Origin of the sequence: Thermococcus sp. MV11 (genome assembly GCF_012027285.1) — an archaeon.
GTDB classification, from domain to species: domain Archaea; phylum Methanobacteriota_B; class Thermococci; order Thermococcales; family Thermococcaceae; genus Thermococcus; species Thermococcus cleftensis.
This window is the reverse complement of record NZ_SNUD01000003.1, coordinates 296,227-308,525: the sequence shown is the minus strand read 5'-3', so window position 1 is coordinate 308,525 and position 12,299 is coordinate 296,227. Positions and strand designations below refer to the sequence as shown.

The following is a 12,299-nucleotide window of genomic DNA, read 5'->3' as shown; positions in this document are numbered from 1 at the left end:
AGGTTTCAGACCTCCAGCGAGGTTCTGACCGCGACCTCAATGGCCCGCGCTATGGTCTCGAGGGCCATCGAAGGCCTCGGCTTTTCCAGGGCCTGCTCGTGGCTGAAGGGCACGTGAATGAAGCCGGCCCGGGTTTCCATTCCAGCCACGGCTATCGTGTGAAGCGCCGTGAACATGGCCGCGTTGCAGACGTAGGTCCCGGCGGTGTTTGAAATCCCCGCCGGTATATTCGCCTTCCTCAGGGCCTTCACTATGGCCTTTATGGGGAGCGTCGCGAAGTACGCCGCTGGAGCGCCCTCGAACACCGGCTCGTCCTCCGGGGCAAAGCCCTCGTTGTCCGGCATTTCCGAGTCCATCACGTTTATCGCAACCCTCTCGACGGTGATGTTCGGCCTGCCCCCCGCCTGGCCGGTCAGGATAACGACGTCCGGTCTCTCCTCCACTATCAGCTTTGGGAGGAGCTCCCTGACACCCCGGAACGTCACCGGAAGCCTGCGCTTAACTATCTCCGCCCCCTCAATTTCCTCCGGAAGCCTGGAAACGGCCTCCCATGAGGGATTGATCCTCTCCCCTCCGAAGGGCTCGAAACCCGTGACGAGAACCTTCATAGCATCACCGGAAAGGTTAGGTTTTTAGGGTTTAAAAGCTACACCGGGCGAGGGGTGGGAATGAGGTACGATGTTCTCATAATCGGCGGCGGGCCTGCCGGCAACTACCTGGCCAACCTGCTCGCGAGGGACTTCAGCGTCGCGGTCGTCGAGAAGAAGGGTTCCTTCGGGGGCAAGGCCTGCACCGGAATAATAGGGGCCGAGAACTACGAGAGGCTGGGCCTTCCCGAGGAGGCCGTTCTCAACGAACTGCGCGGGGCCGTTTTTTACTCCCGGATTCAGAGCTTCGAGATAGAGAGGAAAAGCCCCCAGGCTTACCTGGTCGATAGAAAGGCCCTGGAGAAGGGCCTCGCGGAGAGGGCCGTTAGGAGGGGCGTGGATTATTACATGGCCACGACTTTCAGGGGGTTCAGGAACGGAAAGGCCGTCCTCCAGCACCTGGGCGAGAGGCTTGAGGTGGAGGCGGACTTCTACGTCGGGGCCGACGGGGTAAACAGTGCGGTGGCGAGGGCAATCGGGGCCAAAACTAAGGCCGAGTTCCTGAGCGGCTACGAGGTCGAAGTTGTCGGCGAGTTCAGGAAGGATTTCGTCGAGGTCTGGGTGAACAAGGACATGAACGGGGACTTCTTCATGTGGGTGGCCCCGGTGAACGAGGGGCTGGCGAGGGTCGGAACCCTCGGGAGCATCGAGGCCCTCAACCGCTTCCTCCGGGTGAGAATGCTCAGGCCAACCTCCATAGTCGAGTTCAAGGCCGGAACGGTGGGCTTCGGCTGGAGGAAGCCCTGGGTGAGGGGCAACGTGGCACTGCTCGGCGACGCCGCGCTCCAGATAAAACCGACCACCGCGGGAGGCATAGTCTTTGGAATGCTCTGCGCCAGGGCGCTGAGGGAGGCCCTGCTGGCAGGGAAGCCCGAGAGCTATGAAAAGCTCTGCGGAGCGATCAAAAACCAGATAAGCTTTGGAATGCGGTTCAGGAGGATATTCAGGGGAATGAGCCAGGAGGACATCGAGAGGGTCTTCGAGGTGCTCGGGAGCAGGGAGGCGAGGGAGGTCATAGAGAGCCAGGCGGACTTCGACGACCACGTGAAGACCGCGAAGGCGATACTCAGGAGGCCGAAACTCCTCGCAAAGCTAATAAGGATAAGCCCGAGCATCGTCCGCTACCTCGTGTGAGGGGGTGATGGCTTGGCGAGGTGGAAAATGGGCCTCCAGGAGGAGTACTTGAAGGCGATAGCCGAGGGCAGGAAGAGGATCGAGGGCAGGCTCTACGATGAGAAGAGGCAGGCCATCAGGCCGGGAGACGAGATAGTCTTCGAGAACAAGCTGGTGTGCGTCGTGAAGGACGTTAGAGTTTACTCGTCGTTCAGGGAGATGCTGGAGAAGGAGGGCATTGAGAACGTTCTCCCGGGAGTTGAGAGCATCGAGGAGGGCGTCAGGGTCTACAGGCGCTTCTACTCCGAGGAGAAGGAGAAGAAGTACGGCGTCGCGGCGATAGAGGTCGAGCCGGTGGCGTGGATAGGGGAGCCTAAATGACGTGAACCTCAAAGCCCAATTCCTTCAAAACCTCGAAGTCGCTGTCCAGGGTTATTATCGGCAGACCGTTGACAATTGCAGTTGACGCTACGAAGAGGTCGCGGAGGGACATGGGGGTTCCTTTTTCTTTCAGTTTCCTGTGGAGATACGCCGCCATCTCGGCGCATTTCCCGTCAAAGGGTAGCTCTATGAGGGCTTCGAGCCATATCAGCTCGTCCTTCCTCGGCATTCCAAGAAGGATTTCAAACTTGGTTATCGAGGTTATGTAGAAGGTGCTGTCCAATGACGTTACCCTGTCGAGAACCTCCCCTTTTCCCCGGGCAATCTCGATTATGACGTTCGTGTCAAGGACCGCCCCCATCTCTCGAACTCCCCCTCGATTTCCTCGAGCTTCTTTCTGGTCTCCCTATACTCCTCCTCGCTCAGGATTCCGTAGAGGTGGCGAAGGGCATCAGCGTTCCCCTTCCTTTCCCTTAACAGCTCGCGGAACAGCTCGCTGAATGACTTCTTGCCCTTGATTCGAAGGAGCTCCTCATAAACGTCGTCAGAGATAGTGATGGTCTTTACCATGACACCACCAATACACTGAATGCATGCATCGCATTTAAGCATTACGAAGGGTGCAAAGAGGGAGAAAAGTCAGAGGTACCTCTCCCTCACCCACCTGATGAAGTACTCCGGGTCCAGCTCCTCGCCGATGGCCCTCCTGAGGAGCTCCTTCGGCGGGTAGATGCTTCCCCAGCGGTGTATCCTTTCCCTGAGCCACTCCTTTATCGGGCCGAAGTTGCCCTCACCCACGAGCCCCTCGACGTCGAGGTCGCGCTTCATGTGGTAGTATATCTGGGCGGAAAGGAGGGTTCCGATGCTGTAGGTCGGGAAGTAGCCTATCGTTCCGTGGGCCCAGTGAATGTCCTGGAGGATTCCCTCACGGTAAGTCTTGGGTCTTATACCGAGGAGCTTCTCCATCTCGTCGTTCCAGAGCTCCGGTAGATCCTTCGCCTTGACGCCCTCGTTGAGCATCATTCTCTCTAGCTTGAAGCGGAGCAGAATGTGGAAGTTGTAGGTGACCACGTCAGCCTCGGTCCTTATGAAGTCGGGCCTGACCATGTTGAAGTACAGGTAAACGTCCTCGGGCGTGTAGTTGGCCATGAAGGGCAGGTTCTCCCTGAGGGTTGGGTAGATTAGCCCGGCGAACTCCCTGGAGCGGCCGATGATGTTCTCCCAGAACCTGCTCTGGCTCTCGTGGATTCCAAGGGAGACTCCACCCGCTATGGGCGTGAACATGAACCTCTCGTCCTGCTGGAGCTCGTAGAGTGCATGACCGAACTCGTGGACGGTGCTGAGGACGGTCATTCTGAAGTCGTAGCCCTCGTAGCGAGTGGTTATCCTCACGTCCCTTATTCCAAACTCGGTCGTGAAGGGGTGAGCTGAAACGTCAAGCCTTGAGCGGACTCCAAGCGGGAAGCCGAACTTCTCAAGGATCCAGCGGTTCACGCGCTCCATCTGGGCCTGCTCATAGCGCTCCTTCTCGAGCGGGTGGCTCTGGGGAACCTTGCCCTCCTCCATGATCTTCTCAAGGAGCGGCTTGAGCTCCTTCTCCAGCTTGTCGAACATCTTCTCGACGTCCCTTGTTGTGGTGCCCTCCTCGAAGAGGTCGAGTAAAGCGTCGTAGGGCTCGTTCTCGTAGCCGAGGTATTCAGCGGCCCTCTTGGCGAGGTCTATGATTCTGTCCAGCCAGGGCTCGAACTTGGAGTAGTCGTCGCTCTTCTTTGCTTCCTCCCATGCCTTGGTCGCCTGGCTCGTTACCTCGCTCATCTCACGGAGGAACTCGGGCGGGAAGGCCCTGCTTATCCTTATCGAGCGGTCGAGGACGCGAACGACACCGCGCTCGTACTCGTTTAGCTCAAGCCCCTTCGCCTTCTCGACCAGCTCGACGAAGTCAGGCTTGAGGAGGAACTCCTGGCTGAGAACGGAAAGCTCGCCCTGGGCAACGCTCCTCTCGAGGATTCCCTCCTTTGGCATGTTGACCTCCATGTCCCAGCCGAGGACGCTCTGGGCGTGGTTTATGGCCCATATCCGTCTGTACTTGGCCAGGATCTCCTTAACCGTTTCGTTCTGGAAGACGCTCTCCATGGCAACCACCTGGGGGAGTTTGGGGGGCCGAACTTTTAAACCTTTTCGATGAGCATCTAAACGAAGGAGTAGAACTCGATTACTCAGACCGGAAACGGCTTAAGCGGAAAACCATAGTGACATGAAAAGCGAGGGCGGTGATGTGAATGGAACTTGACCTGGTTGTCCTCGGACACGTCTCGATCGACCACATAAGGTTCCCCGGAAGGGAGGAGGTACTTCTGCCGGGCGGAGCGGCGGCGGCCGTGGCCACCTCCGCCGCCCTGGCCGGGGCGAGGGTCGGGCTGGTCACCAAGGTGGGGGAGGACTTTCCGCGGGAGTGGCTCGAAAAGCTCTCCTCTGTTCTGGACGTTAGGGGGGTTCAAATCCTGCCCGGAAAGACGATTCACATCTACATGATTTACCACGAGGACGGGAGCGTCGATGCCCCTGTGGAGATGGGTGTTGCTAGGAATATGGGTGAAACGCAGATCCCAGAGGAGTACATGGAGGCAAAAGTATTTCATATCGCCCCCATTCCGCCGGAGGAGCAACTGAAGGCCCTGAAGAGGCTCGAGGGGAAGAGGACGAGCCTGGACTTTAATCCGACGTACATGGCCGACTACCGGGAGAAAACGGACCTCATGAGGAAGGTGGTCTCGCGCGCCGAGGTCATCTTCCCCAATGAAAGGGAGGCCCTCGTTATGACCCGCGCGGAGAGTGTCGAGGAGGCGGCGAGGGTTCTTCACGAGTGGGGCGCAGGAATCGTGGTCGTAACCCGCGGCGAGAGGGGAGTTCTCATCTACGATGGGAAGTTCAGGGAGTTTCCGGCGCTCCCCATAGGTGAAAACGAAATCGTGGACCCCACTGGAGCCGGGGACGCCTTCGCCGGCGGCTTCCTTGCCGGCTACGCCAGGGGGAAGCCTGTAGAGACCTGCGTAAAACTCGGACTGGAGAGGGCGAGGGAGGTCCTGAAGAAAAAGGGGAGCTGGAGCATCTAGTCAGTCGCGAGCCTGACGAAGGTGTAAAGCACGACCAGCAGGAAAGCGGCCAGGGCGGTGACCTCGAGCCTCGGCAGGAGGGGCGAGACGGAAACCATCAGCAGGTATGTGGGGAAGGCGAGGGCTACTGCGGCCAGAAGGACGGCGTAGTGCTCCAGCGGTGCATTCTCCCTGTCCAGGTAGCCCATCTCCAGGGCCAGAAGGGCCAGGGCCATAACCGCCAGGCCGTAGAAACCGCCGGTCCTGGTGTAGATTAGGAAGGCCCCCACGGAGACGAAAAAGAGGGAGCCGATGAAGTACCACTGAAGGCCCATGAGGGCCAGGGGGAGAAGGAGGAGCGTGCGGCGGTCGATCAGGGCCAGCAGGAGGAAGAGCGGAACCAGCGGTGCAAGGGAGTAGAACCTTCTTTTTATCCTCATACCTGGATCACCTCCGCTATCGCGGCCTTCAGCGGCTTCCTGACGTCCCAGTCTATTATCCTCCCATAGCCCGCCATCTTCCTTAGCACGGCCCTCCTATGGAGGCTGAGCAGCCTGAGGGCCAGCTCCTCCTCGCGGCTCTTTGGCTCAACTGCGGTGTAGGGGTCGGGGCTTATGACGACGACGTTGTAGCCGAAGGCGGACATTATCCTGAGCGCCTCCCTGCTCTCCTCCGTGAGGAGGGGCGAGAAGTAGACCAGCTGCGCCCTCGGCGGGAAGTGGGAGCGTATCAGGTGCTCGACCTGGTAGGCTATCATGTTGTTCCTGTCGGGCCTGGCGGTGCTGAGGAAGTCGATGCACTTGAAGAAGTGCCTCTTGCCGTAGTCCGGGCGGACCCAGAGGGGAACCTCCTCTGCCAGGAGCAGGCCGAAGCTGGTTCCGCTGTTGAGGGCGTTGAGCATGAGCGAGGCGGCGGCTCGAATGAGGTCGTCGAAGACCAGCTCCCCCGTGTAGGAGGCATCGACTATGAAGACAACGTCCACCTTGCGCTCGCTCTCGTACTCGTTGGCCATTATCCTGCCGGTTCTGGCGGTGGCCTTCCAGTTGATTATCTTCAGCGGGTCGCCAGGCTGGTACTCCCGGATAGCGTGGAACTCCACGCCCTCACCTACCCTGGGGCTCGGGAGGGAGCCGACGGTTATCTTGGTTCCCCTCGTGGAGTAGGGCGTTGGAACGTCCTCTATTATGGGAACGCCTATGAGCTCGGTGTAGAGGTCGAACTTCTTCGTGAAGTGGAAGAAGCCGAAGGGATCGCGGTAGCTCAGCTCGACCCAGTTGAACTCGTGGATTCCGCGCTTAACGCGGACGCGGTAGCGGAGCTCCCTCAGCTCGCCTTTCCTCAGGGACAGCACCCACTCGGTTCTCCCGTCTATCAACTCAAGCCCCTCGGGAAGGTCCTCCCTCACCTTGAGGCTTGGAATCCTCTCGCCGGCCCTTATTTTGAGCACTATCTCAATCTCAGTGCCCTCGAGGAAGCGGTTGTGGGGAATCACCCTCTCCAGCTTGACGTCCATCTTGGGCTTGAAGAAGAACACCGCGACGAAGACCAGCCAAAGGGCCGGAAGGAGGAGGTAAACCAGATCCCAGCGGAGCAGGAGGAAGGCGATGAGGACAAGAAGCCAGAGGGCCAGGAAAAGCTCTTCAGCCTTTTCCGTTGGAACCATTCTCCCCTCTGGCCCGGCGTCCTCAGCGGGCCCCTTCCCAAGTTCAGCGGGTGTTGGAGTCCTTGGAACCGGCTGCACCGTTCCACCTCACTCGAATTTAGGAACCGGAACGCGCTCGAGGAGCTTCTCCATTATGCTCTCCTGGCTCACCTTGGTGTACCACAGCTCGCGCTTGAGGATAAGCCTGTGGCTCAAAGCCGGAACGGCAACGGCTTTAACGTCGTCGGGAATCACGTAGTCCCTTCCGTTGAGGGCGGCGTAGGCCCTGGAGAGCTTAAGAAGGGCCAGGCTTCCCCTCGGAGAGGCGCCTATCTCTATCTCCCTCCTGTCCTCCCTGGTGGCCGTCACGATGTCGGTTATGTACTCCAGTATGGCGTCGCTGACGTAGACCTCCTCGACCGCCCTCTGCATCTCGACCACTTCCTCCGCGCTCAGGACCGTCTGGACGTCCGGTTCCTCCCTCTTCCTGGCCATTCTCCTGCGGAGTATCTCTATCTCCTCCGCCTTCGAGGGGTAGCCGACGCGGAGGCGGACGAGGAAGCGGTCGAGCTGGGCCTCAGGGAGCGGGTAGGTTCCCTCCTGCTCTATCGGGTTCTGGGTGGCGATGACGATGAAGGGCCTGGGAAGCGAGTGGGTGCTTCCCTCAACGGTAACCTGCCTCTCTTGCATGGCCTCGAGTAGAGCGGACTGCGTCTTCGGCGGGGCGCGGTTTATCTCGTCCGCGAGGAGTATGTTGGTGAAGACCGGCCCCTTCCTGAACTCGAACTCGAGGGTCTTCTGGTTGAAGACACTCACTCCAAGTATGTCGCTCGGGAGCAGGTCCGGCGTGAACTGGACGCGGGTGAACTGGACGCCGAGGGCCTTGGCGAAGCTCTTGGCCATCAGGGTCTTGGCCAGTCCCGGCAGATCCTCCAGCAGGACGTGGCCGTCGGCGAGTATCGTGGTCAGGATAAGCCTCAGCACCTCGTCCTTTCCGACTATCGCTTTCTTTACCTCTGAGAGAACGGCGTTACCCTTCTCGTGTATCTCTCCCACCTTCATTCAGATCAGCCTCCACAATGTCAAGCGCCTTCTCCAGGTTGTCGAGGAAATCGCCCTCCGCGCGGAGGGCCCTTATGGCCTCGTTCGGATTCGTGATGAGTGAGTGATAGGTGGAATTGTAGTCGTCGGACAGGGTGGCGTAGATCTCGACTATCCTCTCCTCCACAAGGGAGCGGGCGACCCTGCCGGTTCTGGCCTTCCTAAGGAGGGAAACGGTTCTGTCCACGTCCGTCTTCCTCTCAACCCTCTGTTCGCGGTCCCGCCTCCGTCTCGCCACGTTCATCTCAACACCGAACAGAAAGAACGCCATCACTGCCCCCAGGAAGAGAACGGCCAGCCACCTGACCAGGTAGGAACCGGCCAGGGTGGCGACCAGCACCAAAACGGAGCCAACGATAAGAAGGGCCCTATGAAACCTCATTCACCGCCCCCCTCATCTTCCTGTAGAGCTCGAGCGCCCTCTCCGCGTCCTCCCACGTAACCTTCTCAGGAGCGTACTTTGCCTTCTCAAAGAGCTCAGTTATGCCCCTGAAGGGCTCTCTGAAAATTTGAACCCTCTCGGCGTGCTCCCAGTGGGTCCAGCTTTCCTTGTATGGAACGCCGAGTATCTCCAGCCAGAGGACGGCGTTCTTGTATATCCCAACAACCGCCTCCCTTGGGTCGCTGAACATTTCCAGACCGAGTTCCTCCACCTTCCTGTCAAAGAGCTCCGCCTTAAGCCTCATTTCCCTAAGCTTCCTCCTCCTGAGGGCCTCGCGGTAATAGATCACGGCGAAGTAGGACAGACCCGCGAGGAACAGAAGCGCCGCACCGTAGAGGAGGTAGCTCGAGGGAACCCCCGAGGGAGGGGCGGCTGAAACGGTGTCGTTGTGGTAAACCGGCGCCGGCGGGATAGCGCTGCCGTTGGCCGTCGTGCTGTTAAGGGACGAGTTGAGGGTGGAGTTCACGGGGGGAGTGGGATTCGAGCGGCCGATGTAGTAGAGTATTCCGGCCGCACCGGCTATCGCGAACGCCCAGGCCATAATGTAGGACCTGACGTTAACGGGATACTTTTTCTTGCCTGGTGAGAGGTCCCTCCAGCTCAAGAGCACAAGAAAGATGACCAGCAGGGAGACGGCAACGATTGCGAGCAGCAGAACGCCGAAGGAAGGGGCCTCACTCCGCTGAATTCCGGAGTTTTCAACGCTGTAGCCCATCATGAGGGTCATCAGTGCAAACAACAGGGTGTAGAGTGCCGCGAATTTTACCCCGATGGACATTTTTATCAGGAGTGGTACGAAGGGCAGGTTTAAAAGCTTTTACCCCGAGGTAAACCCTGGGTGGTAGCATGGAGAAGATGCCGAGGCTCTACGTTGAGGCCCCTCCAGAGGAGTGCCTTCAGGAGGGAAGGGTCGCGAGGGACTGCGTGATAATCCAGGGGAGCGTCGAGGTCTGGCTGGAAAAGGGTGAGGAGGTTCCCAACTTCGTGGAGGTGGAGAGGGCGAAGTTCCTGGCGAAGGAGGTCTACGACAGGTTCTACCTCTACGTGGACGGAATGGAGGGCAAGATGCTGGTCGATGCAATACTGGTTCTTCCCGACGGAAGGACAAGGATATACCTCAAGAAGGACGACGAGCTCCTAATACTCCCCGTTGAGGGGTACACAAAGACGATAATAGCCAACGTCGGCAACCGCGTGAGGAAGGGAGACGCCTTCGCCGCCGTCACGACCAGAAAAGGGGAGGTCCACTACCTCAAGCCGCCGAAGACCGGAACGGTGGTCTTCATAGACGAGATAACAAGCAGGCCGCACTACGTCTACTACATACTGCCGGAGGAGTAACGCATCTTTTCACATTCTTGTGTAGCAATGCCCAAAGGTTTATAAGCAACCGGACCTAGTTACGGCGAAGACAGTTTTGGAGTTGAAGGAAATGAAGGTTGAGGCTGGAGATTTTGTGGTGTTCCACTACATAGGCAGGTTTGAGAACGGTGAAGTTTTTGACACGAGTTACGAGGACATCGCCAGGGAGAACGGCATATACGTCGAGGAGAGGGAGTACGGTCCCCTCGGCGTGAACATCGGGGTGGGTGAGATTATCCAGGGGCTCGACGAGGCCCTCATCGGAATGGAAGTGGGCGAGAAGAAGACGGTCACTATACCGCCGGAGAAGGCCTACGGCATGCCGAACCCCGAGCTCATAATCGAGGTTCCGATAACCGAGTTCACCAACATAGGAATGGAGCCGATCGAGGGAATGTACGTCATGACGGACTCGGGCATAGCGAAGATAGCCAAGGTTGAGAACGAAAAGGTGAGCCTCGACTTCAACCACCCACTTGCCGGGAAGACCCTCATCTTCGAGGTTGAGGTAGTGGAGATAGAAAAGGCAAAGGAAAGCTCAGCCGGCGAGGCCGAGTCCTAAGACACCGTTGTACACAACCACGCCCATGATCACCAGCAGGAGGCTGTACTTCAGCCCCGCTGAGTACTTCCCTTCTCTTATTACCCCTATTCCAAGTCCGGACGCTATAGCTTGAAGAACTATGAACCCGAGAAGTATATTGCTAATGGTCTCCACTGGAAGGTTTATATCACCGACGTTCATAGCGGTCATGATCTGAGCCACAACGCCCAAAATCAGCGGCCCTATTACCCCGCTGGTGATTATGAAGAACATCACCTGCATTCCGGTCGAGGCCTTGCGCTCCTGCTTTATTCGGAGTATCTCCCTAACGTCATTTCCAACGAAAACGAGAACATCGCTCATCGGCGCTCCTCTCTCAAGGGCCTCGATGATTATCATCATGGAGCGGTAGATCACGGTGGACCTCTTGTTCCTGATGGCAAAGGCCTTGAGTGCCTCAACTGTCGGACGGCCTTTCCTGATCTCGGCCACGGTCTTCTTGAACTCGTCGGTGAGGGGACCGAACTTCGCCGTGGTGAGCTCCTCAAGGGCCTCGGAGAACGATATTCCCGCCCTCAGCGAGCTGGCAAGGTAGAAGAAGGCATCGGGGAGCATCTTCTCCATTTCCTCGGTGCGCTTAGTTATCCTCCAGTATGGGTAGCCAAAAGCCATGCCGAGAAATACCGCAATGAAGGATACTACTGAGTAGGCGGGCTTTGAGAGCATATATACCAGGAGAGAGGCTATTACGCCGGCCAACAGAGAAACCACAAGGTACTCGGCGGCGAGGAAGTTTATATTGGCCGAGTATATAAAGAGCTCGTAGCGCTTCATCCATTTGGAGGGAACAATCCTCTCTATGAGGGAGACCATTGCAGATGAGAGTCCTGCCATTGAAGTCACCTCGGCTCTCCCTTCTTGATCATGTTTATGATTATCAGCGATATAGCTGGGAAGGCAAAGAGCAGTATCACCGCCAAGGTCTCAACCGGCATCACCAGCTGTCTCGCCATGACCGAACCGGCCAGGATTCCAACGACGAACATCGTGGGCATGACTATGGTGAGGAACATGTAGATGAAGGCTATACCGTTCACCTTCTGGACGTACTCCACGAGCTTCATTCTGTACTCAAAGGCGAAGTCCTCGGCCAGCTTGTAGAGAACCTCCGAGAGGTTTCCACCGAACTTCACGGCCCTGAGTATCTGCTTGACGACCCTGCTGACGTTTTCAGATCCCATCTTCTCGTCGAATTTCATCAAGGCGTCCTCAAAGGAGGAGCCGGTCCTCATGTCCCTCAGCATGAGCTCGAACTCCTCTGATATGGCACCGTAGTCGGCCCGGGCCACTGAGAGTATCGCCTCGGTTATGCCCACTCCAGCGCTGAGGAGCGATGCCATGTGCCTGAGGGCGTAGGGCATCGCCCTCTCAACCTCCGCCACCCTGCGCTTCCAGACCATCTTGGGATAGTGCCTCATGTAAAAGAAACCGCCCACGAAGCCTAGGAAACCTACGAGTGCCGAAGTCTCGACGGGCATGTAGAGCAGGTAGGCAAAGAGAAAGCCGAAGATCCCCGCGAACACCGAAACGGCAAGCATTAAGGCAACGTACCTATCCGGAGGGGTGAGAATGTTGGCACGGTAGAGATCCTGGTCAAGACCCTTGAAAGAGGAGGTGAGGGACTCGATGGGGCCCCTGAAGTAGCGCAGCATCGCGTCCGCGAGTCTGTCAGAGAAAGGCCTCTGTATCTCCTTTTTCCTCCACTCGATAAGCTCTTCCATCTCCTTCTCCTTTTCACCCTCGGACTTCTCGGCCTCTATCTCCTTCTGAAGCTCCTTAAGTGCCCTTAACCTTTCTTGAACGCTTTTACCCTTTGGAATGCTTCTCATCGGCTTTTCCGCGACCTCTATTGTCTTACCGCCCAGATGCTCCAAAAAGTCGGTGATGGCCCTAACGATGCTCACGGTTATCACCC

16 protein-coding genes are annotated in these 12,299 nt (G+C 57.8%); 5 read left to right on the top strand and 11 right to left on the bottom strand.

What is annotated here, in order from left to right; translation table 11 throughout:
- Window positions 1–5: 5 nt before the first annotated feature.
- Window positions 6–608: a pyroglutamyl-peptidase I gene (gene pcp, locus E3E27_RS09280; protein WP_167774332.1), complete on the bottom strand. Its 603-nt coding sequence runs from the start codon at window positions 606–608 to the stop codon at window positions 6–8.
- Between the two features lie 60 nt (window positions 609–668).
- Between pcp and E3E27_RS09275 the strand changes: the two genes are divergently transcribed.
- Both E3E27_RS09275 and E3E27_RS09270 read left to right on the top strand, forming a co-directional pair.
- Window positions 669–1,781 (top strand): NAD(P)/FAD-dependent oxidoreductase, encoded by a 1,113-nt coding sequence (locus tag E3E27_RS09275; RefSeq protein WP_167774331.1) that lies wholly within the window; start codon window positions 669–671, stop codon window positions 1,779–1,781.
- Window positions 1,782–1,793: 12 nt separating this feature from the next.
- Window positions 1,794–2,141 carry an ASCH domain-containing protein gene (locus tag E3E27_RS09270; RefSeq protein WP_167774330.1) on the top strand — a complete coding sequence of 116 codons (348 nt, stop codon included), beginning with the start codon at window positions 1,794–1,796 and terminating at the stop codon, window positions 2,139–2,141.
- Here E3E27_RS09270 and E3E27_RS09265 read toward each other — a convergent pair.
- The 3 genes from E3E27_RS09265 to E3E27_RS09255 all read right to left on the bottom strand — a co-directional run bounded on the left by E3E27_RS09265 (window position 2,134) and on the right by E3E27_RS09255 (window position 4,274).
- Window positions 2,134–2,502: a type II toxin-antitoxin system VapC family toxin gene (locus E3E27_RS09265; RefSeq protein ID WP_167774329.1), complete on the bottom strand. Its 369-nt coding sequence runs from the start codon at window positions 2,500–2,502 to the stop codon at window positions 2,134–2,136. The two genes, E3E27_RS09270 and E3E27_RS09265, sit on opposite strands and share 8 nt — an antisense overlap.
- Entirely contained in the window at window positions 2,472–2,711 is a 240-nt protein-coding gene (locus E3E27_RS09260; protein WP_167774328.1) for an antitoxin VapB family protein, read from the bottom strand. Before E3E27_RS09260 ends, E3E27_RS09265 begins: the two co-directional genes overlap by 31 nt.
- A gap of 69 nt (window positions 2,712–2,780) precedes the next feature.
- A complete protein-coding gene (locus tag E3E27_RS09255) occupies window positions 2,781–4,274 on the bottom strand; it encodes a carboxypeptidase M32 (protein WP_167774409.1) in 1,494 nt (497 codons plus the stop codon).
- 146 nt (window positions 4,275–4,420) lie between these two features.
- On the opposite strand from E3E27_RS09255, the gene E3E27_RS09250 reads away from it, so the two are divergent.
- Complete coding sequence (locus E3E27_RS09250; protein ID WP_167774327.1) at window positions 4,421–5,254, top strand: carbohydrate kinase family protein; 834 nt, start codon at window positions 4,421–4,423, stop codon at window positions 5,252–5,254.
- On the opposite strand, the gene E3E27_RS09245 is transcribed toward E3E27_RS09250, so the two are convergent.
- From E3E27_RS09245 to E3E27_RS09225, 5 genes are read right to left on the bottom strand one after another with little or no spacing between them, the layout of a single operon-like run.
- Window positions 5,251–5,673 (bottom strand): hypothetical protein, encoded by a 423-nt coding sequence (locus E3E27_RS09245; protein WP_167774326.1) that lies wholly within the window; start codon window positions 5,671–5,673, stop codon window positions 5,251–5,253. The genes E3E27_RS09250 and E3E27_RS09245 overlap by 4 nt on opposite strands.
- Entirely contained in the window at window positions 5,670–6,974 is a 1,305-nt protein-coding gene (locus E3E27_RS09240) for a DUF58 domain-containing protein (protein ID WP_167774325.1), read from the bottom strand. Before E3E27_RS09240 ends, E3E27_RS09245 begins: the two co-directional genes overlap by 4 nt.
- 9 nt (window positions 6,975–6,983) lie before the next feature.
- Window positions 6,984–7,937, bottom strand: a complete 954-nt coding sequence (locus tag E3E27_RS09235; protein WP_014788854.1) for a MoxR family ATPase — start codon at window positions 7,935–7,937, stop codon at window positions 6,984–6,986.
- Window positions 7,906–8,358 carry a hypothetical protein gene (locus tag E3E27_RS09230; protein WP_167774324.1) on the bottom strand — a complete coding sequence of 151 codons (453 nt, stop codon included), beginning with the start codon at window positions 8,356–8,358 and terminating at the stop codon, window positions 7,906–7,908. Before E3E27_RS09230 ends, E3E27_RS09235 begins: the two co-directional genes overlap by 32 nt.
- Window positions 8,345–9,196, bottom strand: coding sequence for a DUF4129 domain-containing protein (locus E3E27_RS09225; RefSeq protein WP_167774323.1), 852 nt, complete (start codon window positions 9,194–9,196; stop codon window positions 8,345–8,347). The genes E3E27_RS09230 and E3E27_RS09225 overlap by 14 nt, the downstream gene beginning before the upstream one ends.
- A 68-nt stretch (window positions 9,197–9,264) precedes the next feature.
- On the opposite strand from E3E27_RS09225, the gene E3E27_RS09220 reads away from it, so the two are divergent.
- Together E3E27_RS09220 and E3E27_RS09215 are read left to right on the top strand one after the other, a co-directional pair.
- Window positions 9,265–9,759, top strand: a complete 495-nt coding sequence (locus tag E3E27_RS09220; RefSeq protein ID WP_014788857.1) for a DUF2118 family protein — start codon at window positions 9,265–9,267, stop codon at window positions 9,757–9,759.
- 91 nt (window positions 9,760–9,850) lie between these two features.
- Window positions 9,851–10,342, top strand: a complete 492-nt coding sequence (locus tag E3E27_RS09215; RefSeq protein ID WP_014788858.1) for a peptidylprolyl isomerase — start codon at window positions 9,851–9,853, stop codon at window positions 10,340–10,342.
- Here E3E27_RS09215 and E3E27_RS09210 read toward each other — a convergent pair.
- Window positions 10,319–11,218, bottom strand: coding sequence for a type II secretion system F family protein (locus E3E27_RS09210; RefSeq protein ID WP_014788859.1), 900 nt, complete (start codon window positions 11,216–11,218; stop codon window positions 10,319–10,321). The genes E3E27_RS09215 and E3E27_RS09210 overlap by 24 nt on opposite strands.
- 5 nt (window positions 11,219–11,223) lie before the next feature.
- Window positions 11,224–12,288: a type II secretion system F family protein gene (locus tag E3E27_RS09205; protein WP_167774322.1), complete on the bottom strand. Its 1,065-nt coding sequence runs from the start codon at window positions 12,286–12,288 to the stop codon at window positions 11,224–11,226.
- Window positions 12,289–12,299: the final 11 nt, after the last annotated feature.